General features: G+C 59.1%; 20 protein-coding genes, 2 tRNA genes and 2 rRNA genes. 9 read left to right on the top strand and 15 right to left on the bottom strand.

Features of this window, described 5'->3' with window-relative positions; genetic code table 11:
- The 6 genes from QZS13_RS05000 to QZS13_RS04975 all read left to right on the top strand — a co-directional run.
- A 23S ribosomal RNA gene (locus QZS13_RS05000) occupies positions 1–174 on the top strand; the annotation flags it as partial.
- 87 nt (positions 175–261) lie between these two features.
- Positions 262–337: transfer RNA gene (locus QZS13_RS04995), tRNA-Lys, on the top strand.
- Between the two features lies 1 nt (position 338).
- Positions 339–413: transfer RNA gene (locus tag QZS13_RS04990), tRNA-Glu, on the top strand.
- Positions 414–485: 72 nt separating this feature from the next.
- Positions 486–601, top strand: a 5S ribosomal RNA gene (gene rrf / locus QZS13_RS04985).
- Positions 602–713: 112 nt separating this feature from the next.
- The gene (locus tag QZS13_RS04980; RefSeq protein WP_295586316.1) at positions 714–983 is read left to right on the top strand and encodes a hypothetical protein; all 270 of its coding nucleotides are present in this window, start codon (positions 714–716) and stop codon (positions 981–983) included.
- 43 nt (positions 984–1,026) lie between these two features.
- Complete coding sequence (locus tag QZS13_RS04975) at positions 1,027–1,434, top strand: DUF2752 domain-containing protein (RefSeq protein ID WP_295586313.1); 408 nt, start codon at positions 1,027–1,029, stop codon at positions 1,432–1,434.
- Between the two features lie 41 nt (positions 1,435–1,475).
- Here the strand turns inward: QZS13_RS04975 and QZS13_RS04970 are convergent, their stop codons facing one another.
- The 8 genes from QZS13_RS04970 to QZS13_RS04935 form a co-directional block, all read right to left on the bottom strand.
- Positions 1,476–2,147 (bottom strand): metal-dependent hydrolase, encoded by a 672-nt coding sequence (locus QZS13_RS04970; RefSeq protein WP_295586310.1) that lies wholly within the window; start codon positions 2,145–2,147, stop codon positions 1,476–1,478.
- A gap of 120 nt (positions 2,148–2,267) precedes the next feature.
- Complete coding sequence (gene alr, locus QZS13_RS04965; RefSeq protein WP_295586307.1) at positions 2,268–3,425, bottom strand: alanine racemase; 1,158 nt, start codon at positions 3,423–3,425, stop codon at positions 2,268–2,270.
- Positions 3,426–3,518: 93 nt separating this feature from the next.
- Positions 3,519–4,883, bottom strand: a complete 1,365-nt coding sequence (locus QZS13_RS04960) for a Na+/H+ antiporter NhaC family protein (protein ID WP_295586305.1) — start codon at positions 4,881–4,883, stop codon at positions 3,519–3,521.
- A gap of 82 nt (positions 4,884–4,965) precedes the next feature.
- The gene (locus QZS13_RS04955; protein ID WP_295586302.1) at positions 4,966–6,189 is read right to left on the bottom strand and encodes a PLP-dependent aspartate aminotransferase family protein; all 1,224 of its coding nucleotides are present in this window, start codon (positions 6,187–6,189) and stop codon (positions 4,966–4,968) included.
- 151 nt (positions 6,190–6,340) lie between these two features.
- A complete protein-coding gene (locus QZS13_RS04950; protein ID WP_295586299.1) occupies positions 6,341–7,510 on the bottom strand; it encodes a UxaA family hydrolase in 1,170 nt (389 codons plus the stop codon).
- 4 nt (positions 7,511–7,514) lie between these two features.
- A complete protein-coding gene (locus tag QZS13_RS04945) occupies positions 7,515–7,817 on the bottom strand; it encodes a UxaA family hydrolase (protein ID WP_295586296.1) in 303 nt (100 codons plus the stop codon).
- A complete protein-coding gene (gene larA, locus QZS13_RS04940; protein WP_295586294.1) occupies positions 7,810–9,105 on the bottom strand; it encodes a nickel-dependent lactate racemase in 1,296 nt (431 codons plus the stop codon). The genes QZS13_RS04945 and larA overlap by 8 nt, the downstream gene beginning before the upstream one ends.
- A 170-nt stretch (positions 9,106–9,275) precedes the next feature.
- Positions 9,276–9,947, bottom strand: a complete 672-nt coding sequence (locus tag QZS13_RS04935; protein ID WP_295586291.1) for a GntR family transcriptional regulator — start codon at positions 9,945–9,947, stop codon at positions 9,276–9,278.
- A gap of 151 nt (positions 9,948–10,098) precedes the next feature.
- Between QZS13_RS04935 and QZS13_RS04930 the strand changes: the two genes are divergently transcribed.
- A complete protein-coding gene (locus tag QZS13_RS04930) occupies positions 10,099–10,803 on the top strand; it encodes a FadR/GntR family transcriptional regulator (RefSeq protein WP_295586288.1) in 705 nt (234 codons plus the stop codon).
- Positions 10,804–10,983: 180 nt separating this feature from the next.
- Entirely contained in the window at positions 10,984–11,985 is a 1,002-nt protein-coding gene (gene ilvC / locus QZS13_RS04925) for a ketol-acid reductoisomerase (RefSeq protein WP_295586284.1), read from the top strand.
- Positions 11,986–12,028: 43 nt separating this feature from the next.
- On the opposite strand, the gene QZS13_RS04920 is transcribed toward ilvC, so the two are convergent.
- From QZS13_RS04920 to hydA, 7 genes are all read right to left on the bottom strand, one after another.
- On the bottom strand, positions 12,029–13,531 hold the full coding sequence (locus QZS13_RS04920; RefSeq protein ID WP_295586281.1) for a hypothetical protein: 1,503 nt from the start codon (positions 13,529–13,531) through the stop codon (positions 12,029–12,031).
- The gene (locus QZS13_RS04915; RefSeq protein ID WP_295586278.1) at positions 13,528–14,088 is read right to left on the bottom strand and encodes an RNA polymerase sigma factor; all 561 of its coding nucleotides are present in this window, start codon (positions 14,086–14,088) and stop codon (positions 13,528–13,530) included. The genes QZS13_RS04920 and QZS13_RS04915 overlap by 4 nt, the downstream gene beginning before the upstream one ends.
- Positions 14,089–14,195: 107 nt before the next feature.
- On the bottom strand, positions 14,196–15,695 hold the full coding sequence (locus tag QZS13_RS04910) for a glycine betaine ABC transporter substrate-binding protein (RefSeq protein WP_295586275.1): 1,500 nt from the start codon (positions 15,693–15,695) through the stop codon (positions 14,196–14,198).
- Positions 15,692–16,333, bottom strand: coding sequence for an ABC transporter permease (locus QZS13_RS04905; RefSeq protein WP_295586272.1), 642 nt, complete (start codon positions 16,331–16,333; stop codon positions 15,692–15,694). The genes QZS13_RS04910 and QZS13_RS04905 overlap by 4 nt, the downstream gene beginning before the upstream one ends.
- Complete coding sequence (locus QZS13_RS04900) at positions 16,330–17,442, bottom strand: ABC transporter ATP-binding protein (RefSeq protein WP_295586270.1); 1,113 nt, start codon at positions 17,440–17,442, stop codon at positions 16,330–16,332. The genes QZS13_RS04905 and QZS13_RS04900 overlap by 4 nt, the downstream gene beginning before the upstream one ends.
- A gap of 6 nt (positions 17,443–17,448) precedes the next feature.
- Positions 17,449–18,078 (bottom strand): TrkA C-terminal domain-containing protein, encoded by a 630-nt coding sequence (locus QZS13_RS04895; protein ID WP_295586268.1) that lies wholly within the window; start codon positions 18,076–18,078, stop codon positions 17,449–17,451.
- 222 nt (positions 18,079–18,300) lie between these two features.
- Entirely contained in the window at positions 18,301–19,674 is a 1,374-nt protein-coding gene (gene hydA, locus QZS13_RS04890; protein ID WP_295586265.1) for a dihydropyrimidinase, read from the bottom strand.
- Positions 19,675–19,886: 212 nt separating this feature from the next.
- Between hydA and QZS13_RS04885 the strand changes: the two genes are divergently transcribed.
- Complete coding sequence (locus tag QZS13_RS04885; RefSeq protein WP_295586261.1) at positions 19,887–22,106, top strand: 5'-nucleotidase C-terminal domain-containing protein; 2,220 nt, start codon at positions 19,887–19,889, stop codon at positions 22,104–22,106.
- Positions 22,107–22,132: the final 26 nt, after the last annotated feature.

The raw sequence follows: 22,132 nt of genomic DNA, 5'->3' as shown, positions 1-22,132 counted from the left end.
ATGTACGGACGAGATAAACGCTGAAAGCATCTAAGCGTGAAACTCCCCCTAAGATGAGATCTCTCACTCTTCATGAGGTAAGGGCCCAGGAAGACTACCTGGTAGATAGGCCGGAGGTGGAAGTGCAGTAATGCATGCAGCTGACCGGTACTAATAGCCCGAGGGCTTGACCTACGAAGAAATGCAGGCGGCCTGAGATCGTTGCGGAAGATACATTGTTCGGTTTTGAGGGTGCGGGAGCGTACCTGAAAAAAGGGATTTGCACCTTTAGCTCAGTTGGTAGAGCAACTGACTCTTAATCAGTGGGTCCCCGGTTCGAGTCCGTGAAGGTGCACCATGGCCCGTTGGTCAAGTGGTTAAGACAGCGGCCTCTCACGCCGTTAACATCGGTTCGAATCCGGTACGGGTCACCAAGAAATCCCTTGACACAGAGCAGGAAAAACGATATAATGCAAGATGTTCTCCGGGAAGACCTGGAAGACATAGTTGGTGCTGATTAGAACGAGGGTCCACCCGTTCCCATTCCGAACACGGTAGTTAAGCTCGTTTCTGCCCACAATACTTGGCTGGTGACGGCCCGGGAAGATAGGTAGTGCCAACACAAAGAAGACAGCTCTTTTGAGCTGTCTCTTTTTTATTTCCCGCGTTGTCTTTCTGTGCTTTTTGTGGTAAACTGTCGATAAAGTTCTGAAGAATCAAGAGAGGATCACATTATGTTGGATTCCAAAACGACCGGGATCGTGGCATATATCACCTGGATCGGACTGCTGATCGCGCTGGTTGCCGGTGATCGGGAAGGTGCCAAGTTCCATTTGAATCAGGCACTGGTCATTTGGCTGGCGGGCCTTTTCAGCGTGATTCCCTGCATTGGCTGGCTGTGGGGTATTTTTTGCTTTATCTGTGCCGTGATCGGCTGCATTGCCGCCATCAACGGAGAGGAAAAGGAAGTGCCTTTGCTGGGTTCCATCAAGCTGCTGAAATAAAAAGAGGGCCGCCGTGGGCGGCCTCTTCTTATGGGGAAACATGATGAAAAAAGTTACGGACCGGGAGGTTTACCCGACCATGTGGATCACTGCACTTGCTGCACTGGGACTGTATCTGTTGTGGCGTTATGTACTGGGAGCGCCCACGGTCAGCAGATGCTGGATTTGGAGCCACTGGCATATATACTGCCTTGGCTGCGGCGGCACCCGGGCGCTGATTGCGCTGCTGCACGGACAGCTTTGGCATGCACTTTGCTGTCATCTGGCTGTACCGGTTGCAGCTGTTTGGTGGGTGGTCTATATGATTTCTCAAACGGTCTGGCGGCTGCGCAGGCGGAGGGGATGGGCGCTGCACTACGATAACCGCTGGTTCGGGTGGATGGCGCTGCTGCTGGTAGTCAATTGTGCGGTGCACAATGTGCTGCTGCTGGCCGGGTACCCCATGCCATGAACAAACAACACGCTGCGGCATCTGCCGCAGCGTGTTGTTCGTTACAGGGAAATGCTCTCGCCGGGCTGCAGGACCGTGGCCTGGAAGCCAGCGTTCTTTACGGCATCGGCAAAGGCGTTGGGGTCCTGGATGATGAGCGGGAAGGTGTTATAGTGCATGGGAATTACCAGCTTTGGGCGGATCATTTTCACCGCGCGCAGAGCATCGGCAGGCCCCATGGTGTAAACATCACCGATGGGCAGCAGCGCAACGTCCACATGCTCCTCTTCCAGCAGCGCCATGTCGGAGATCAGGGCAGTGTCACCGGCGTGGTAAATCTTTTTCCCGCCCATTTCGAAAAGGAAACCGCAGGCCAGGCTGCCTGCCACACCGCTGCCGTGGAGCGCGGGAACCAGTTTTACGCTGCCGAAGGGCAGTTTGCAGGTACCACCCAGGTTGGCAGGCATTGTCTCCAGCCCCTGGGAGGCAAAAACAGCAGATCCCAGCTCCACCGGGCAGCAGATCTTGGCACCGGTCCGACGGGCAATCGCCTCCGTGTCTCCCGTGTGGTCACTGTGGCCGTGGGTCACGCAGATATAGTCCGCCTCCACGGAATCTGCCTGTACAGCGGCCAGCGGATTTCCGGTGAGATACGGGTCTGTCAGCACTTTGTACCGTCCGTCATCCAGCAAAAAACAGGCATGTCCCAAAAATGTCAGTTTCAATGAAGTCACCCCTTTTGCAGAATACTGCGTAGAGCAGCTTTTAACAGCATAGCAGATTTTCCACAGATAGACAAGCCGAAGAGAAGAGATGGCACGCCGGGCCCATGATTCCGGAGTTGTGAAAGGAAATCAGTCGTTGTCCAGGTAGAGATATGGAACCCGGGCACGGATATTACAGGTTATGGCACTGGGGCCGAGATTGAGCGGCCGATACAGCCACGAGCAGGGGACGGCCTGACTGCCGGTACCGCCCAGCAAAGTGACGGCAGTTCCTTCCTGGATATCGCTGCAGCCGGTTACGTCCGCCATAAACATATCCATACACACGCGCCCGACTACCGGGCAGATGTGGCCGGCGATGTTGACCCGCCCGAGGTTGGTCAGCTGCCGGGGATAGCCGTCGGCATCTCCTGCGGAGATGACGGCCAAAGTCATGGGAGCATCGGATATGGCCAGTCGGTTATAGCTGATAGGAATGCCGGAGGGAATGGAGCGGAGCTGCACCACCCGGGATTTCCAGGTGAGCACCGGCTCGAATGGAATGGGACGGCGCATGGAAGTCTCGGGTAAAAGACCGTAGAGCACAGTGCCGGTCCGGCACATATCCAATGCGTATTGCGGGGAGTTGACGGTAGCGGGGGAATTGCAGCAATGGCGAAGACCGGGGGAAATTCCCTGAGCCGCGAGGGCCCGGCAGACCCGGGCGAACCGCTCAAACTGGGTTTTGGTATAGGAAATGTCCTCCGGCTCCAGTCCATAGGCGCTGGAGAAATGCGTGAATATGCCGGATACATTCAGCTCAGGTGCCTGATACGCCAACGCGGCATCCCTTACAGTTTGGGCGTATGCCTCGCCGTAGGCGGTATAGCCAATGCGCGTCATACCGGTATCCAGCTTCAGATGACAGGGAACACGAACACCGGCTTCCTGTGCACAGGCGATCAGCTGGCGCGTATATCCGGGAGAGAGCAGGGATTGTGTGATATTCTCCTGAGACAGTATGGCGGCAGCCTGAGGAGGCGTGTAACCTAAAATCAAGATGTTCTGCCGAATTCCGGCCTGACGCAGCTCCAACGCTTCGGAAAGACAGGCCACACCGATCCAGTCCTCGGGAAATTCTTCCGCCAGCACCCGGGCCACCGCGACAGCTCCGTGTCCATAAGCGTTGGCTTTGAGGATATTCATAAGACGGCAGCCCGGGGAGAGCAGTCCATGCAGGGCGCGGCAGTTGCGCCGGAGCGCCCCCAGGTTAATTTCGGCCCAGCAGCGGCTGGTAGTCAGATCCATGGGGAATCCTCCTTCCGGGAAAAATGTTGCCTGCCGGCCAGCCACAAAGTGGCGGCCGGCAGGCATAGATAAGGGGGGAGGGAAAACGGATGGTTACTTCAGGGAGAGAACTTCGTTGTTCTCATCGTACATGGCGATACCGGCCTTTTCTTCCTTAGTGCGGCCAAGGCCGAACTGGATGGTGGCAATGGAGACGATAGCCAGGAAAAATACATAGTAGTTGGCGGCAATGATGGAGAAGGGAGAAAGACCCGTCAGAGTGATGCAGAGCAGCACCTGTCCGCCGTGAGGAATGATGCCCTGGACGATGCAGGAGAAGATGTCCAGCAAAGAGGCCACGCGCTTGGGAGCCACGTTGTGCTTGGCCACCATTTCGCGGGTCAGGGGGGCGGCCATCAAAATGGCGATGGTATTATTGGCAAGTGCCGCATCGAAGACGGACACCATGGCGGCCGTCATGTATTCAGCGCCTTTGCGGGTTTTGACCTGGCTGGTCATCTTCTTCACCAGCCAGTCGATGGCGCCAAGCTCCTCTGCCACACCGCTGATGCCGCGCAGCAGCAGCGCGATGATGCAGATCTCATACATGCCGGACATACCGGAGGACACTGCCTGTGCAAATCCGATGGCATCCAGGGAACCGGTGGCGAATCCGACCACCGCAGCGACGATGATACCGGCAAGCAGCAGAATGAACACGTTGCAGCCAGTCAGGGCGAATATGAGCACGAAAAGATAGGGAACCACTTTGATCAGGTCGTAGTGGAAGTCACCGGTCAGCTCTGCGCCGCTGCCAACCACTGCCAGCAAAATCATGGTGGCGATGGCGGCCACGGCGGCCATGACGCCGTTCATCTTGAACTTGTCCCGCATCTCGCAGCCGGCGCCGCGGGTGGCGGCGATGGTGGTGTCGGAGATCATGGACAGGTTGTCGCCGAACATGGCGCCGCCCAGTACGGCGGCAATGGCGATGGCCATATTCAGGTCAGCGCCCTCGGCCACCGCCACGGCGATGGGGCCGATGGCGGAGATGGTGCCCATGGAGGTACCCATTGCCGTGGCAATAAAAGCGGAGATCAGGAAGATGCCGGGGAACAGAAACTGAGCAGGAACCAGGCTCAAGCCCAGATTCGCGGTAGCTTCCACGCCGCCCATGGCCTTTGCCACACCGGAAAAGGCACCGGCCAGCAGGAAGACGACCAGCATGATCATGGTTCCCTCGTTGGCCATACCTTTGCAGAAGGTGTCCATTCGGAATTCCATGCTGCGTTCCTTGCCGCCCATGCACAAGCAGACCAGCAAAGCGGCAACCAGGGCGGTCACGCGGGGAATCTGTTTGAAGGAGTCACCGCCATAGCCCAGTGCGGTAAAAATCAATCCGCCGCCCAGGTAAATGGCCAGGAACGTCAGAAGAGGGAAGAAGCCTTTCCAACCGTAATATTTTTTTTGATTTTCCACAGACATTCGCTTCCTTTCTCAAATAAAATCAATAACCTTGGAGAAAAAGAGAGAATTACTTCCGGGGCGGCGGTGAGATGGTTCAGATCGCGGCAAACGCCTGCTCGAAGTCGTTGATCAGATCCCGGGCAGACTCCAGGCCAACGGACATCCGAACCAGGCCATCGGTAATGCCGGCAGCCAGACGTGCCTCGGGAGAGACGCCGGCGTGGGTCATGCTGGCCGGATGCTCAATCAGGGTATCGGGATCGCCCAGAGAGACGGCGATGGAGGCGATCTTCAGGTTGTTGAGCAGCTTCTTGCCGGCTTCAAAGCTGCTCAGGCCCTTCACATCGTCCTTGAGCTCAAAACTCAGAATGCCGCCGAAGAGGCCGTTTTCCATCTGCCGGCAAGCCAGCTCATGACCGGGATCGCTCTCCAGACCAGGATAATAAACGGTTTTTACATAGGGGTTCTGCTCCAGATACTTGGCAACGGCCATGGCGTTCTGGCAGTGGCGCTCCACACGCAGTGCCAGCGTCTTCATGCCCCGCAGCACCAGATAGCTGTTGAAGGGAGAGGGCGGGCAGCCGTTGATTTTGGTCATGGAGTTGTTGCGGAGTAAAGCCATGTCCTCGGCAGAGCCGACAACCACGCCGCCAAGAGCATCGCCGTGGCCGTTGATGTACTTGGTGATGGAGTGGAGCACGATATCGGCGCCCAGCTTCAGCACGTGCTGGATGGGGGGAGGTGCAAAGGTGGCATCCACTACCACGCGGATATCCTTGCCGGCGACGGCCTTTACCGCAGCGACATCGGTGACCTTGATCATGGGATTGTTAGGGGTCTCGAAGTAGATCATCTTGGTGTTGGGACGGATAGCGGCTTTCAGCGCCTCCAGGTCGGAGGTATCCACGCGGGAGACCTGAATCCCCAGATCCGGCAGATTGGTGGTGGCCACATAGTTGGTGCCGCCATAGACCGAGTTGTCAAAAATCACATGGTCGCCAGTCTTCAGGAAAGAAAGCATGACGGAACCCACGGCGCCCATGCCGGAGGCGGTGGCCACAGCATCCTCGCCGCCTTCCATGGCAGCACACTTGAGCTCAAATGCCCGGGTGGTGGGGTTTCCGCTGCGGGAGTAGACGGGATGGTAACCGGGAATCTGCTTGGCGAACTTTGCGGCGCCTTCTTCCACGGTTTCAAAGCAGAATGTGGAGGTCTGGTAGATGGGCGTTGCCAGGGCACCGTATGCGCTGTCATGTTCCTGGCCTGCGTGGATGATCATGGTTTCAAAATCGACGCTGTTCCAATCGAGCTTGCTCATAATAAATACCTCCCAAAAATTAATATAAACATCAGATGTCTTATCTATAATTTAAATATAAGACTTCGGACAACTGTTGTCAATCACGCGATTTAGCTAAGAAAAAAATCGGAATTTGTACAAAAAATACAGATTTAGCGCATATGTGCAGTCAAATGACAGGACCCATGCAGTAAATATCCATGGATTTGCTGTAGTAAATGCTCTCTCCCTTGCATTGCTCGCCGCTGAGCGTTCTCAGCAGCTTCTGATAGACTTCCTCACCGACCTCTTCAATGCTCTTTTCACCCAGAATGATTTTCCCGGCGTTAAGGTCCATGTCTCCGGACATTCGCTGATAGGTATGAGGATTTCCGCAGATTTTGATAACGGGCAGAATGGGGAAGCCCTGAGGTGCGCCCCGCCCGGTGGAAAATGTGATGCACTGGGCGCCGCTGGCTGCCATGCCGGTGAGAATTTCAATTTCACGGCCGGGTGTTTCCTTGATCCACAGACCGCCCTTGGCCGGACTGATTTCTGCATACTCCATTACGCCTTCGATGGTACGGGAGCCGGATTTCATAATGGCGCCCAGAGACTTTTCCTCGATGGTGGTCAGACCGCCGGCGATATTGCCGGGAGTGGGCTGTCCCTTCCGCATATCGCAGCCCAGAGACTTGGCACGGTTTTCCATATCCGTTACGATTTTGAGGATTTTCTCCCCAACCTCCGGCGTCCTGGCCCGGCGGGCCAGAATGTGCTCTGCGCCGATAAACTCGGTTACTTCACCGAAAATTACGGTGCCCCCCTGGTCAACGACTTTATCCGCCACATAGCCGATGGCGCAGTTGCTGGCCAGGCCGGAGGTGGCGTCAGAGCCGCCGCATTTGATGCCCATGACAAAGGAATGCAGGTCAAAGGCTTCCCGCTGGAGACCCGAGATGGCCATGGAAAGCCGCTGGGCTTTCTTGATGCCGTCTGCAATGGCGTTGGCGGTTCCGCCGATCTCCTGAATGCGTACAATGTCATAGGGCTTGCCGGTTTTGGCCACCGCCTCCAGGAGGCGGTCCACGTCGGTACCCTCACAGCCCAGGCTCACCACCAGCACGGCGCCGGCGTTGGGATGACAGGCCAGAGCGATGAGTGTGTCGGTGACCCGCTCCAGGTCCGGCGGCAGTTGGCAGCAGCCCTGGTGATGCAGCAGGGGACGGCAGTTCATGACCTGCGCGCCAATTGCTTCCACGACCTCGTTGGCGCACACGACGCTGGGAACCAGCGCCACATAGTTCCGGGAGCCGACGCGCCCATCCGGTCGGGCGTAGCCAAAAAATCGATCTGTCATGGGGTTACTCCTTCCAGTCGCCGCGGGCACGGGCACTGTCCAGATTGTGGACATGCACGTAGTCTCCCCGCTTGATGTCTGCCGTTGCAATGCCGATGGATTCGCCGTATTTCAATACCGTTCCGCCTTTTGGAATGTCCTGCAGAGCCACCTTGTGGCCGTAGGGAATGTCCTCGTGGACGCGGATTTTATCCACGCTGCCGTCCCTGGCCATCACTTCCACCGTGTCGCCGGCGGATACTTCCGCAAAAATTGATGCGACATTGTCGGTAGGCTGTACCTGTACAGCCAGCTTTCGATCACTCATTTCCTACCTCCTTGTGTTTTCGTACGATGACAGAAACGCCGTCCGGAATGACGGCTACGGATGCAGCATCACCGCGGATTGCAAAGGCCATTTCCAGCGCCTGGTCAAAGCTGCGGGCAGTCAGGAATCCCATCTGCTCCAGCAGCTGAGGCTCATTCATGTGCTGGGTGACAATAATGATCGGGTGGCGCAGCAGCAAATTGGCATAGATTTGTGCGCACCACTGCTCCGGGATGGATTCCTTCGGGGGAATGGCTTCAATGGTCTCCTTGATGAGGCTGGGGGAGCCAAGGCGCATCAGCTTTTCAAAGTTGGTTCCGCCGATGCCGTCGCACAAAGACGCGCCCAGAATCAGGACCCCGCCCTCTTTGGCACAGGCGGCTGCTGTGGATACGCCCTTGGGCGTCTGATAGAGGTTTTGATCCAGCGGGTAGCCGCTGTTGGTGGTAATCACAATATCATCCGCCACGGCATCTACTCCGCACATATCTGAAACGAATGCGCAGCCCTTGGCATGGGCGTCGATGCAGTCACCTGCAAATGCCGCCACAATGTGCTTTTCGGCATCCATTGCCACATTGAGAATGAAGGCAAGACCCACTTTGCGGGCGGCGTAGGCCATATCCTCGTGGATGGGATTGCCCTCCAATACGCCGGTGGTGGCGTTGGGGCTGGCAATGGCCCGGGCGGAGTGGTTTTCATTGACGGTTTCCTGAGAGGCGATCGCCGGCAGAATGCTTTTGCGTCCGCCGCTGAAACCGGCGAAAAAGTGGGGTTCAATAAAGCCTTCCGCCACGATCAGGTCACTTTCCAGGGCCAGGTGGTTCACGCGCAGCGATGCACCGGAGGGAAGCTGACAGACATAGCGCATGTCCTCGTCCCGAAAGGCGTTATGTACGACAATGTGTTCCCGCTCCACGATCACAGGGCCGAAGCGATCCAGCAGTTCGGCCGGTGTGGTTGGGCGGTGGAGACCCGTGCCGATGAGAATGGTAATCTGTGCGTCGCTTTGTCCGCGGCGGATCTCGTCCAGAAGAAGCGGCATGGTGATACGGGAGGGCATGCTGCGGGTGTGATCGGAGGTGATGACAAGAATTTTTTTCTTTCCGCGGGCCAAATCCCGCAGCGCCGGGGAGCCGATGGGATGATTCAGAGCTTCCTGCACAATCTGTGCCTGGGGAACCTGCGTGCGGAATTGAGCGGCATTGTTTTCCAGGACATGTGCAAGGTTGCGGTCAGGGACGTGCAGGGGCAGGGTACCTTTGTAATAGGGCAGTTGAAAGTCCATGGCGGCTCCTCCTTTGGATTTATTTTGTATTTTAAAAACATAATACGGTTTTAAATCAAACTAGTCAAGAGGACCAATTGGAGAAAACAGATATCTGATTTTATGGAAAAAACACAAAAAAGCGCTGGGACATTTCAAATGTCCCAGCGCTTTGCTCGATAGTTGGCGCATTATTCAGCGGAAGACTGCTTTTCCAGAACTTGAAGCACACAGGCCTCCGCCTCATCTAAATGGGTCTGCAATGTGACGGCAGCCTGTGCAGAATCCCGGGCCAGCATGCCGTCCACGATACCGATGTGCTCGGAAATGGAGGCCTCATAGCGTGCCTGCGTACTCAGGGAAAGCACCCGTACCGGCTGCAGCACACTGTAAATGCGGTCGGTCAGCTCCCGCAAAAACTGGTTTCCGGAGAACGTGATGATGCTGCTGTGGAGTTCGCTGTCCAGGCGGATATATTCTTCCATATCGTTATAGGTTCGGAAAGATTCAAATTTGGCCCGCATAGACAAGAGATAGCGCTCTTCGTCCAGGGTCAGACGTGCGATGCCCTGCTTGAGGGCAAACTGCTCCAGCAGACTGCGGATTTGAAAAATATCCCGTACATTGTCTGGGGTGAGTACCTTAACAAACAGCCCCTTGGCACTGCCGCTTTCCAGCAGTCCGTCGTCCCGCAATGCCTTGAGCGCTTCCCGCACAGGGGTGCGGCTGACCTGGAAGAGTTCAGCCAGCTCGCTTTCCTGAAGCCGGGTTCCTTGGGGAAGCTGTCCGCTGACGATTAAGGATTTGATGCCCTCATAAACCTGGTCCCGCACGGAGCGAATTTTTGGCACGGAAAAGTTCATGGCAGTCCTCCTTTTTTTACCCATTATACAGCATGAATCCAAGCCATTTCAAGAAAATAGTTGTGCACATCAATGAAATATGCTAAAGTTAATTTGCATATTGACGGAATAGCCGTTTTGTACGGCAGCCATGAAAGAGGGGTTGATTTGGGTGGCGCAGAATACAGCCGGGCAGCGCCGGAAAAGCCTGTCCCGCCAGGTGATGGAGGCCGTTGAAAAAATGATCCGGGAACAGGGGTTGGGACCCGGCGATGTACTTCCCACGGAGACACAGATCTCCGAGGAACTGGCGGTGAGCAAGAGCAGCGTGCGGGAGGCCATCAAAATGCTGGAGGCGCTGGGCGTTGTGGAGATCCGGCGGGGACTTTGCACGGTCATCAGCGAAAATCCTGAGCAGGGCTATCTGAATGTTATGCTGTCTCACCTTTATCTCAACAGCGGAGACGAAGAAGAGCTCCAGATCTTCCGGCAGACGCTGGAGACTGCTTATACGGAGCTGGCCATCGACCAGGCCAGCGACGCGGACCTGGAACAGATTGCGCAGTCTCTGGAGACGTTCCGCTGCCACCTGGAGGCGGGAACGCTGACCACGGAGGATGATCTGGCGTTCCACGGACAGATCCTCCAGGCCACCCACAATTCCTTTATGATCAGTCTGGGCAGCGCCATCAACGAGCTGTTCCGGGAGTCTATCGGAGCATCCATTGAGGAGACGCCGCGAACGGCACTGGCGGATCACGAGAGAATCTGCGAGGCCGTTATGAAGCGGGATAAGGCCGCTGCGCACGATGCCATCGCGGAAAGCGCAGAGCGCTGGGCCCGGGCGGTGTTTCTCCGCCAGCAGAACGAAGCATGACCATCTGAACAGGCAAGGTCCCGGAGTACGATTGCTCCGGGACCTTGCTTGTTTGTAAAATCACCAAAAAACCTCTTGACAACGGTGCACTTCGTGTTATACTTAACACATCAGATGTCCTATGTCACAGTCGAAAATAAGCTTACATGCAATGTTCTGCAATTGAAGGAGGATAATTCCATGGGCAAGGTTTACTACGATCAGGATGGACACATCGAGGCGATCCAGGACAAGGTGATTGCCATCATCGGCTACGGCAACCAGGGCCGCTCCCAGGCGCTGAACATGCGGGACTCCGGCGCCAAGCACATCATCGTGGGCAGCATCCACGACGCTTCCTGGAATACCGCCAATGAAGACGGCTTTGAGACCTATTCCATTCCCGAGGCTGCCAAAAAAGCGGACATCCTGTTTTTGCTGCTGCCGGACGAAGTGGCCCCCGAGATCTATGAGCGGGATATCGCCCCCAACCTGCACCCCGGCGCCGCGCTGAACTTTGCCTCCGGCTACAACATTACTTACGGCTTCATCAAGCCCGCCGCAGATCTGGACGTGATCATGGTGGCACCCCGCATGATCGGCAAGGGCGTCCGGGAGACCTACGAAAACGGCACCGGCTTCCCCACCTTCGTGGTTATCAACCAGGATGCCACCGGCCACGCCAAGGAGATCGCCGTGGGCCTTGCCAAGGCCCTGGGCTCCACCAAGGCGGGCGCCATCGAGGTCACGTTCAACGACGAGACCTATCTGGACCTGATGAGCGAGCAGGCCATCTGGCCCCTGATCATGAACGTGATGGTGACGGCGTTTGACTTCTTCCAGGAAAAGGGCCTGCCCGCCGAGGCCATTCTCACGGAGATGTACATGTCCAAAGAGCCCATGGTCATGATGGAGAAGATGGCGGACATGGGCCTTTTCAAGCAGCTGCCCCTCCACAGCCGCACCAGCCAGTACGGACAGCTGTCCCGGTTCAAGATGGTGGACAACTCCTCCATGCGCAAGTTCATCGAGGAGCAGTACAACAACATCGTCAATGGCTCCTTTGCCAAGGAGTGGGAAGAGGTCAAAGCCGATGGCATGAAGAAGTTCGACGAGCTGTGGGCCGAGACGGAGAAGCTCCCCATTTCCCAGGTGGAGGCGGAGGTCAAGAAGAACCTCTCCGGCGGAAAGCACGCAGAATAAAGTAAAAAAGACACCCGGCAGATTTTGCCGGGTGTCTTTTTGCTTATTGGACCGTAAAGGCGTAATAGGAGCGGCTGTCCAGAGAGACGGCATCCCCGGCGGCGGAGAAGCCGTAGTCGTCCCGCACCAATGCTGTGCTATCGTCCCGGAGGAGCCGGGCGCTCTGGCCGGTGAAGGTCAGGGTGGAGCCGAGAGATGCGGCAAGCTCATAGCTTTGGGTCCCCTCGTAAGGACCGCCGGTACCGGGGAAGTCGAAGCTGGCGGCTTTCTGACCGGACGCGGTGACGGTGACGGAGCCGCCGGCGGGAATGGTGACCGGGAAGGAGAGATAGAAGACCCGGCTGACAGAGCCGGCCTCGGCAATGAGCTCATCCAGCCGCCCCAGGGCGTAGCGCTCCACGGGCGCCGGGGATAGAGGACCCCAGTCCGTCAGCAACTGGGCTGCGGCGGCGGTGAAATCCTCCAGGGAGACGGCATCCGCCCAAGCCTCTTCACCGGGCAGCTGGTGGGCAAGGTACGTGCGGCACAGTTCCTCCAGTGCCTGGCCCAGGGTCGTCTCCCGCCGGACCACCTGGCCGGTGACGCCGGTGAGCTCCGGCGCGTCCAACCCGTAGCCGTCCAGCAGGGAATAGGAGGCAATATCTTCTCCCACCACGATCAGCGTGGGGCAGCCGTCAGTTACGGCCCGGCCGCCGTACTGGCGCCAAGTGTTGGTTTCATCCCAGTTGCCGCCGCTGAAATCGTAGCTGAGAAGCGTAGTGGCATCGGAGTCATAGGCGCAGGAGACCACCAGCTCCTGGTCGGGGGAAGGCGTGGAGAGCGCCGAGAAGTCGTAGACCACCACCGGTGTCTGGGGAAGATCTGTGCCTGCCAGGGCTGCGGAGGCGTAGCTGCCGTCCTCCAAAAGGGCGGCGTAGTCCTCCCAGGAGGAGGGCTCGAGCAGATTGCACGTGCCGGCTTGGCCGTCGCCCGTGCCGGTAAAGCCGCCGGCGTAGGCACCGGGGTGCAGCTGCGGCGTGACTGCCTGATTGTTCACCGTGATGGCGGGCTGCTGGGCGGCCAGGTCCCGGAAGTTCCCGGCAAAGGGGTAAAGGGCCGTCACCGTAACGGGTTGGTCGGTGGGGTTGGTGAGGGTATAGGCGTCCTCATAGCTGGCCTGGCTTTGGCCGGAGGATACATCCCAGGTCACTTCCCGCACGGCGGAGATGGGCGCGTCCTGCTCCAGAACCGTCAACGGCAGCACCGGCCCGGCATAGGAGAGGTAAGAAACGCTGCCGTTGCCGGCGGTGACATCTTCACTGGACTCTGCGCCCTCTGCCGGCGATTCCGTGGCAGACTCCTCCGGCGCAGCGCTGCCGAAGCCATGGAAGCCGCCGGTGACCAGATAGAAAAAGCCGAAGGCGCACACGATGGTGCAGCAGGCGGCGGCCGCCAGACCATACAGGGCCGGACGGAACTTCGCCGCCGGGGGACGGTAGGCCCAGGCCTCCTCCACCAGATCCTCGTCCACCATTCCCAGAACCTTGAAAAGACGCATGGCGCTCATAGGCAGATCCCCTCCTTTTCCAGATAGGCCAGCAGTTTCTTCCGGGTACGGAACAGGGAGGACTTGACCTTTCCGGCGGAACAGTCCATGCCGGCGGCAATGACCTCCAGGCGGTCACCGTACCAGTAGCGCCGCAGGAAGATCACCCGGTTTTCCCGGGGAAGGGTCCTCAAAAAGGCGCTCAGAGCGTCTGCCAGGGCCTGATCCTCCAGGTGCTGTTCGGTGCGGTGGGGAGAGGGCACGCACTCCGAAAGTTCTCCCAGCAGCACGTCCACGGCGCTGCCGCCCCGCTTCTGAGTACGGGACTGGTTCCACCGGTCCAGGGAGAGGTTGCGGGTGATGCGGCCCAGCCAGGCCCGGAGGACGGAGGGCCGGGACGGGGGAATGGCGTTCCAGGCCCGCAGATAGGTGTCGTTGACGCACTCGTCTGCGTCGTCGTGGCTGCCCAGGATATTCCGGGCGATGCGCCACAAGAAGACGCCGTACTTTGTTGCGGTCTCTGAGATGGCCTGCTCCGACCGCTCCCAGAACAGCTGAATGATTTGCAGATCCTCCATGGAATGCCCCCTCTGTGCAAATTTTGGCTTTCTATCCAATCAGACGGGAAAAAACGGAGTTGGTTGCGAAAAAGCGGCCGGAGGAATGTGCCTCCGGCCGCCTTTGTTCATTCGCTCAGCAGTCCCTGACTGACCAGGAACTCCCGGGCCACATCGTCCACCGTGCGGCCCAGCACATCCACCTGGTAGGTCAGCTCGGACATCTGCTCCGTGGGAATCTTGCCGGCGAGCTGATTGAGGATTCCCTCCAGCTCCGGATAGCGCTCCAGCAGGTCGTCCCGCACCAGGAACACGCCGTTGTAGTCCGGGAAGAAGCTCTTGTCATCGTCCAGGATCTTCAGTCCCACCTTGCGGTTGAGGCCGTCGGTGGCGTAGACCTCGGTGACGTCAAAGTTGCCGTTTTCGATGGCCGTGTACTTCAAACTCACGTCCACCGGCACCCACTCCTTGAAGTTCAGACCGTAGAACTCCGTGAAGGGACCGTACTTCATGCTGCCCTCCAGGGTGAAGAACTCGTGCTCCGCGCCGAACACCAGCTCCGGTGCCACCGGCACCAGGTCACTGACGGTCTCCAGGCCGTACTGCTCGGCGATTTCCTGGGGAACGGCGATGGCGTAGGTGTTGTCAAAGCCCAGCTTCTCCAGCTGCCGCATGCCGTAGGAGGTCAGCTGCTCGTTGACATAGTCGTAAATGCTCGTGCCCTCGGGCACGTCCGTGGTGTCCTGATGGAGGAACGTGGTGAGGATGGTGCCGTCGTAGGAGATCATCAGGTCGCAGGTGTGGTCGTCTCCCTTGAGAGCGTTCCAGTTGTTCACCTGGGACATCTGGTCCTGAATGGTGACGGTGAGGTCTGTCTGGTCCTCCACCAGCATCTTGACCATGTGGTGCATCAGCTGGGTTTCGGAGTAGTCGCCGTCATAGAGCAGAATGTCGCCGGAGGAGCCGCGGCCGTAGGGAAGCAGCAGGCAGAAGGCCACGAGAATGGCGGCCACGGGAATCCACATTTTCTTGGAGCCGCCCTTGTCCTTGCGCATCCGGTTTTCAAACCAGCCCATGACCAGATCCAGCACCACGGCGATGACCATCAGCACGCCGGTGGCGCCAAGCAGCAGCCCCATGTCCTTGATTCGGATGCTGCGGTTGATGACGCCGCCCAGGCCGCCGCCGCCCACAAAAGCGGCGAACACCGCGGTGCCGATGGCGTTGACCACGGCGATGCGGATGCCGGTGAACACGGTGGGGAACGCCAGGGGAAACTCTACCATCAAAACCCGGTAGGGCTTGCTCATGCCCATGCCCCGAGCCGCCTCTTTCACGCCCGGGTCCACCTGCTGGAGTCCCAGGCAGGTGTTGCGCACGATGGGCAGGAGGGAGTAGAGGGTAATGCCCACCACCACGGTGAGCTTGCCCGGGTCCAGCACCACCATGATCATGCCCAGCAATGCCAGGGAGGGGATGGTCTGGAGCAGATCCACCAGCCGCAGAATGAAGGGGCGGGCGGTCTTGGACACATAGGCCCAGATGCCCAGGGGCAGTCCCACGGCGATGGAGAGGATGCTGGCTGCCAGCACGATGAACAGGTGCTCACAGATTAAAGACCAGGTCATTTGCCCACCTCCTTCTGCATGCCGCGGGGAGTGACCTTCTTTTGCAGCACGTCAATGACCGCGCCGAAGACGATGGCCAGCACCGCCGCCGGGACGGCGCCCAGAAGGATGAGGGTATTGTTGTTGGAGCTGACGCCCTGGTAGACGAAGTTGCCCAGGCCGCCGAAGCCGATCATGGCCGCCAGCACCGCCCAGGAGACGGTGTAGATGGTGGACATCCGCAGTCCGGCGATGATGGTGGGCATGGCCAGGGGCAGCTCCACCTTCACCAGGGTCTGGAGCCGGGACATGCCGCAGCCCTTGGCGGCTTCGATGTACTTATCCTCCACCTCCAGAATACCGGTGTAGGTGTTTTTCAGTACGGGGAACATGGCGTAGATGCTCAGTGCCACGATGACGGTGGGGTAGATCATGCCCCAGCAGATATACAGCACGCCGATGAACACCAGACCGGGGATGGTCTGGAAAATGGACAGCACCGGCAAAATCACCATGGACCACCTGGGAACCCGGGAGAGGAGAATGCCCAGCACCAGTCCCAGCACAAAGCCGATGGCCACGGAGACCAGCACATAGACCGTGTGTGTGCCGATGGCTTTGAGCAGCATGGCGCCGTAGGTTTCCATCAAAGCGCTCATTTGGCATCCCCCCACAGGTTCTCCGCCACGGATCGCGCCACGCTGGTCTTGGTCACGATACCGGCAATGGTGTCGTCCTCATTGAGAACCACCACGTAGTTGGCGCCGGAGTCCAGAAGGTAGTCAAAGCTCTCTTTTGCCTCGTCGCCCACCCGGACGGTGCGGGCGGTCTGACGGATCAGGGGCTCGATGCTGTTGAGCTCCCGGCCCCAGTGGCGGATGTCGCCGATGGAGACGGTGCCCACGTAGCGGTCCGATTCGTCGGTGACCAGCAGGGTGTCCACGCTGCTGCGGGCCATGCGCTCGGCGCACTCCAGCACGCCCCGGTCCCGGTGCACGCTGGACACGTTGGTGCGCATGAAGCTCTCCACCTTGGAGGGAGCGGGCGTCTCCGGGGAGTGCTTGCCCAGGAAGTTGCGGACCAGGTCGTTGGCCGGGTGCTCCAGCATCTCCTCCGGGGAGGCCATCTGCACCACCCGGCCGCTCTCCATGAAGATGATGATGTCTGCCAGCTTCAGCGCCTCGCCCATGTCGTGGCTGACGAAGACGATGGTCTTGCCCAGCTTCTGCTGAATGTTCTTCACTTCATCCTGGAGGACTTCCCGGGTCATGGGGTCCAGGGCTGAGAAGGGTTCGTCCATCAGCACGATGGGAGGAGAGGCGGCCAGGGCCCGCAGCACGCCGATGCGCTGCTGCTGCCCGCCGGAGAGTTCGGAGGGGTACTTGTCCGCGTATTGCTCCATGTTGACCATTTTGAGCATCTCCCGGACGATGTTCTCCTGTTTTTGCTTGTCGTACTTCAAAAGGCGGGGGACCACGCAGATGTTCTGGGCCACGGTCATGTTGGGAAACAGACCGATCTGCTGGATCACGTAGCCGATATGGCGCCGGAGCTCCACCTTGTCCGAGGAGCGGATGTCGCTGCCGTCGATGGAGATGGTACCCGCATCGATGTCGATCAGGCGGTTGATGGTCTTGAGGGTGGTGGTTTTGCCGCAGCCGGATGGGCCGATGAGCACCACGAACTGCCCGTCGGGAATGGTGAAATTCAGGTCTTTCAAGATGGGAGTCTTTCCATAGCTTTTGGAGACATGCTCAAATTGGATCATAGACATTCACTCCTTTGCACTGACCAGGTGGTGGGCGGCCTCCGCGGCGGCGGGGCTCCCTACCAGTACGATGATATCCCCGGCGTAGAGCTCTGCGTAGGGGCCGGGGGAGAGGATGACGGTTTGTCCCCGGCGGATGGCCACGATGGTGCCGCCGGTGGACTGCCAGAATTTCAATGCGCCGATGCTCTTGCCGATCAGGGGCGAGTCCTTGGGAACCGGGACTTCGTAGTTGGGGAGAGGTTCTCCCGCGGCGGCAAAGGTCTCCCGGTTTTTGATGAGGGCCGTCACCGTCTCTGTAAGACTGCGGCTGAGCTGTTCGGATTCGGCCAGCAGGTCCTTGAGCCGCGCCCGCAGGGCATGTACGTCGGCGCCCTCTTCAAAGTTTGCGATGTAGCGGCGGGCACTGTCGGCGGAGAGGACTTTCGCCCCGCTCTGGGGCTTGACCTCCACGACCTTCATGTCGGCCAGAAGCCGCAGGGCCCGGCGGATGGTCTCCGGCGAGACGTTGTACTCCGAGGCCATGACGGAGCGGCCGTAGATGCGGCTGCCCTCCGCCAGCTCGCCCTTGGCAATCCGGGTGGCCAGATCCAGCGCGATCTGCAGATATTGGGAGGGGACGACAGATTGTTTCATAGACTGTTTCATAGGATGTCACCTTTCCAGACTATGGTTGCTTGGGGCTATTATATACTGACAACTTGAAAATGTAAATAGAGATGGCAGTTAAAATTTTGTAAACAAACAGCACAAAATGCCTCGATATCTCATAAAAAATACAGAATTTTACTGAAAAAAGAAACAAAAAATGGGAGCGCAAAACTGCGCTCCCATTGCTGTGGGGGGGAGGGAATTGCCTTACAGGGCGTTTTTGCCCCGGGCCAGGTACTGTCCTGCGGGTACCTCGTCCAGCACTTGGCCGCCGTCCACGGCCAGATGGCCCCGCAGCCACACCTGCCGGATTCCGCCGGCGGTAACAAAGCCCTCGTAGGGGCTGTAGTCCGCCCGGGAGAGGCTGTCTTCGCTGCGGATCACATGGCTGGTGCGGGGGTCGTAGACCACGATGTCGGCGTCGCTGCCGGCACGGAGAATGCCCTTGCGGGGAAACAGACCGTACAGCCGGGCGGGGTTCTCACTGAGCACCCGGCACATCTGGGCGGCGGTGAGCCGGTGCTTGGCCACGCCGTAGGAGTAGATCAGCTCACCCCGGGTCTCCACGCCGGGCAGTCCGCCCGGGATGCGGGTGAAGTCCTCCCGGCCCATGTCCTTCTGGGCCAGGGTGAACGAGCAGTGGTCTGTGGACACGGTCTGGATGCGGCCCCGGCGCAGGGCGTGCCACAAATACTCCTGCTGGCTCTTTTCCCGCAGGGGAGGAGCGCACACGTACCGGGCGGCGGAGGAGTAGTCGGCGTTAAAGTACACGCTCTCGTCCAGCAGCAGGTACTGAGGGCAGGTCTCCACGTAGACCCGCTGGCCCCGCCGGCGGGCGTGCTCCACCTCCAGAAGGGCATCCTGGTTGGTCAGATGGACGATGACCACCGGACACTCCGCCGCCTGGGCCAGACGCAGCAGCCGACTGACGGCCTCCGCCTCCAGATAGGGCGGCCGGGTGATGGGGTGGGAGTCCGGCCCCATGTGGCCGGCGTTTTTCCGCTCGGCGATGCGGCCATCGATAACGCCGGCGTTTTCACAGTGGACGCCGCAGATGCCGCCCAGCCGCCGCAGCTCCTTCAGGGCCCAGTACATGTCCCGGTCGCCGATCATCATGGCCGGGTAGGTCATGTACATCTTGAAGGAGGAGACGCCCTGGGCGAACATGTCCGGCAGCTCCGCCCGGATGGACTCGTTCCAGTCGTCGATGGTCATGTGGAAGCCGTAGTCGCAGAAGGTTCTGCCGTCGGCCTTCCGGTGCCACAGTTCCAGCCCCTGGTGCAGGCTCTCGCCCTTGTTGGGGCAGGCGAAGTCGATGACGGTGGTGGTGCCGCCCCGGAGCGCCGCCCGGCTGCCGGAGAAAAAATCGTCGGCGGTGGTGGTTCCGGCCACGTCCAGATCAAAGTGGGTGTGGGCGTCGATGAAGCCGGGGAACAGCAGGCAGCCGGAAACGTCCGTCACCTGGTCGGCGTCGCCCAGCCTGCGGCCCACCTGGAGAATCTTCTCTCCCTCCAGCAGTACGTCGGCCCGCTTGACGCCGTTTCCGGTGACCACGCTGCCGCCCTTGAGCAGAGTTTTCATGCCTACTCACTCCTCTCGTTGAATTTATGGTCAGTATAGCACCCCAGCGGCCGAATTTCCACCCTTGGGGGAAAAAGGAATGTTTCACAAAAAAACCGGGAGAAATTTTACCGGGAACACGGAAATGCCCGTGGGCTTTCCGAAGGGAGTATGATATACTCAAGCTACATAGGAGCGCGTGCGGCTCCGGGTGAAACGAAGGAGGTTTAAGAATGAAAAAGAAAGTTCTGTCGCTGTTCCTTGTTGTGGCCATGATGCTGTCTCTGGGCGTCACGGCCGCAGCCGCCGAAACATCCGCCGATGACCTCAGCGGCGCCGTGGTGATCCTGCACACCAACGATGTGCACGGTGCCATCGACGGCTACGCCAAGGTCGCTGCACTGAAAAAAACGTATGAAGACATGGGCGCCTATGTGCTGCTGCTGGACGCAGGGGATTTCAGCCAGGGCGACCCCACGGTCAGCGCCGGTGAGGGCGCTGCGGCCGTGGAGCTGATGAACCTGGCGGGCTACGATGCAGCCGCACCGGGCAATCACGAGTTCGACTACGGCTATGCCAACCTCAGCAAGCTGGCCGACCAGGCGAATTTTCCCATTGTGGCGGCCAACGTGCTCTATCAGGGCAAGACCGCCTTTGAGGACAATGTGACCTTTACCGCTCCCGACGGCACCAAGATCGGCGTGTTCGGACTGGATACGCCGGAGACGGCCACCAAGGCCCACCCTGCCAAGATCCAGGGAGTCACGTTCCTCTCCGGCGACGCCCTGGCGGAGTGCGCTCAGGAGCAGGTGGAGCAGCTGAAGGCTGCCGGCTGCGACGTGATCGTGTGCCTGGGCCATCTGGGCATTGACGAAGAGTCCAAGGGCAACCGCTCCATCGACCTGCTGGAAAAGGTAGACGGCATCGATCTGTTCATCGACGGCCACTCTCACTCCACCCAGGAGGACATTTTCCTGGCTCTGGGCGGACAGGTCACAGAGGTGGGCGGCGTGACCATCGCCACCGGTACGTATAAGGTCAACGGTGCAGTGCTGACCTCCACCGGAACCAAGTTTGAAAGCATCGGCCTGGTGGTCATCGCCGACGGCAGGCTGGAGGCCACCACCATCCCCACCGCTGATATCACCGTTACCCCGGACAAGACCGTTGCCGACCGCGCCGCCGCCATCCAGAAGGCCATCGACGACGACTACGGCACGGTGTTTGCCAAGACCGAGGTGGCGCTGGACGGGGAGAAGGCCAACGTCCGTACGGCGGAGACCAATCTGGGTGACCTGATCGCCGACGCCCTGGTCTGGGGCGCGGAGGAAACCGGCGAGCAGGTGGACGCGGCCGTGACCAACGGCGGCGGTATCCGGGCCTCCATCGCCGCAGGCAGCATCACCAAAAAGGATATCAACACCGTTCTGCCCTTCGGCAACACATTGAGCATCGTCAAGGTCACCGGCGCGGAACTGCTGGAGGCCCTGGAGGCGTCCACCTACTGCACGCCGGAGTCCATCGGTGGCTTCCCCCAGGTTTCCGGCATCACCTTTACCGTGGATACGGACAAAACTTATGACCAGGGCGAGCTGTATCCCGGCTCCACCTACTATGCTCCCAAGAGTATCAATCGTGTGAGCATCCAGACCGTGGGCGGCAAGGCGTTCGACCCCAAGGCCACCTACACCATCGCCACCAACGATTTTCTGGCCGCCGGCGGCGACACCTATTATGCCTTCAGTGCCGCCACCGTCAACTATGATCTGGGCCTTGCCATGGACGAGGTGGTCATGAACTATATCACCGACGAGCTGGGCGGCACGGTCACCGCCAAGGACTACGGTACCGCCCAGGGCCGCATCACCATCCAGCGGGGACTGCCCTTTATCGACGTTTCTGCCAGCGAACCCTATTATGATGCCGTAAAGTACTGCTATGACAACAACATTTTCAAGGGCATCACCGAGCAGACCTTTGCCCCCAACGCCACCATGAACCGGGGACAGATGGTCACGGTGCTCTGGCGGATGAACGGCTCTCCCGAACCCACCATCGCCAATCCCTTCACCGACGTGGCCGCAGACTCCGCCTTTGCCAAGGCCATCACTTGGGCGGCTGAAAACGGCCTGACCACCGGAAAGACCGAGACGACCTTTGCGCCCAAGGAGGCCATCTCCCGCCAGCAGTTTTTGACCATCCTGTACCGTTACGCCCAGTTCAAGGGCTACGATGTGAACGTGAAGAGCACGGGGCTGTACGATGCGTTCACGGACAAGGATACGGTCAGCGACTATGCCAAGGACGCCATGACCTGGGCGGTGGATTCCGGGGTACTGGTGACCGACAAGGTCCTCTTCCCAACTTCGTCTGCCATGCGCTTCCAGGTGGCGGAGTATCTGTCCAACTTCTGCCAGAAAGTGGTCCCCGCTGAGACTGCCGCCGCTGCCTGATGTTTCCGCAGCATAAAAAGCACGCC

The sequence above is a fragment of the uncultured Oscillibacter sp. genome (assembly GCF_900546705.1).
Classification (GTDB): domain Bacteria; phylum Bacillota; class Clostridia; order Oscillospirales; family Oscillospiraceae; genus Oscillibacter.
Note: the sequence above shows the minus strand (reverse complement) of the source record. Positions and strands in the feature narration are given on the sequence as shown.

What these genes read in the sequence shown, in the direction of transcription:
- QZS13_RS04980 (WP_295586316.1), top strand. Translation starts at nt 714, where the DNA reads ATGTTGGATTCCAAAACGACCGGGATCGTGGCATATATCACCTGGATC.
- QZS13_RS04975 (WP_295586313.1), top strand. Translation starts at nt 1,027, where the DNA reads ATGAAAAAAGTTACGGACCGGGAGGTTTACCCGACCATGTGGATCACT.
- alr (WP_295586307.1), bottom strand. Translation starts at nt 3,425, where the DNA reads ATGGATCTGACTACCAGCCGCTGCTGGGCCGAAATTAACCTGGGGGCG.
- QZS13_RS04955 (WP_295586302.1), bottom strand. Translation starts at nt 6,189, where the DNA reads ATGAGCAAGCTCGATTGGAACAGCGTCGATTTTGAAACCATGATCATC.
- QZS13_RS04950 (WP_295586299.1), bottom strand. Translation starts at nt 7,510, where the DNA reads ATGACAGATCGATTTTTTGGCTACGCCCGACCGGATGGGCGCGTCGGC.
- QZS13_RS04945 (WP_295586296.1), bottom strand. Translation starts at nt 7,817, where the DNA reads ATGAGTGATCGAAAGCTGGCTGTACAGGTACAGCCTACCGACAATGTC.
- larA (WP_295586294.1), bottom strand. Translation starts at nt 9,105, where the DNA reads ATGGACTTTCAACTGCCCTATTACAAAGGTACCCTGCCCCTGCACGTC.
- QZS13_RS04935 (WP_295586291.1), bottom strand. Translation starts at nt 9,947, where the DNA reads ATGAACTTTTCCGTGCCAAAAATTCGCTCCGTGCGGGACCAGGTTTAT.
- ilvC (WP_295586284.1), top strand. Translation starts at nt 10,984, where the DNA reads ATGGGCAAGGTTTACTACGATCAGGATGGACACATCGAGGCGATCCAG.
- QZS13_RS04920 (WP_295586281.1), bottom strand. Translation starts at nt 13,531, where the DNA reads ATGAGCGCCATGCGTCTTTTCAAGGTTCTGGGAATGGTGGACGAGGAT.
- QZS13_RS04915 (WP_295586278.1), bottom strand. Translation starts at nt 14,088, where the DNA reads ATGGAGGATCTGCAAATCATTCAGCTGTTCTGGGAGCGGTCGGAGCAG.
- QZS13_RS04910 (WP_295586275.1), bottom strand. Translation starts at nt 15,695, where the DNA reads ATGACCTGGTCTTTAATCTGTGAGCACCTGTTCATCGTGCTGGCAGCC.
- QZS13_RS04905 (WP_295586272.1), bottom strand. Translation starts at nt 16,333, where the DNA reads ATGAGCGCTTTGATGGAAACCTACGGCGCCATGCTGCTCAAAGCCATC.
- QZS13_RS04900 (WP_295586270.1), bottom strand. Translation starts at nt 17,442, where the DNA reads ATGATCCAATTTGAGCATGTCTCCAAAAGCTATGGAAAGACTCCCATC.
- QZS13_RS04895 (WP_295586268.1), bottom strand. Translation starts at nt 18,078, where the DNA reads ATGAAACAATCTGTCGTCCCCTCCCAATATCTGCAGATCGCGCTGGAT.
- hydA (WP_295586265.1), bottom strand. Translation starts at nt 19,674, where the DNA reads ATGAAAACTCTGCTCAAGGGCGGCAGCGTGGTCACCGGAAACGGCGTC.
- QZS13_RS04885 (WP_295586261.1), top strand. Translation starts at nt 19,887, where the DNA reads ATGAAAAAGAAAGTTCTGTCGCTGTTCCTTGTTGTGGCCATGATGCTG.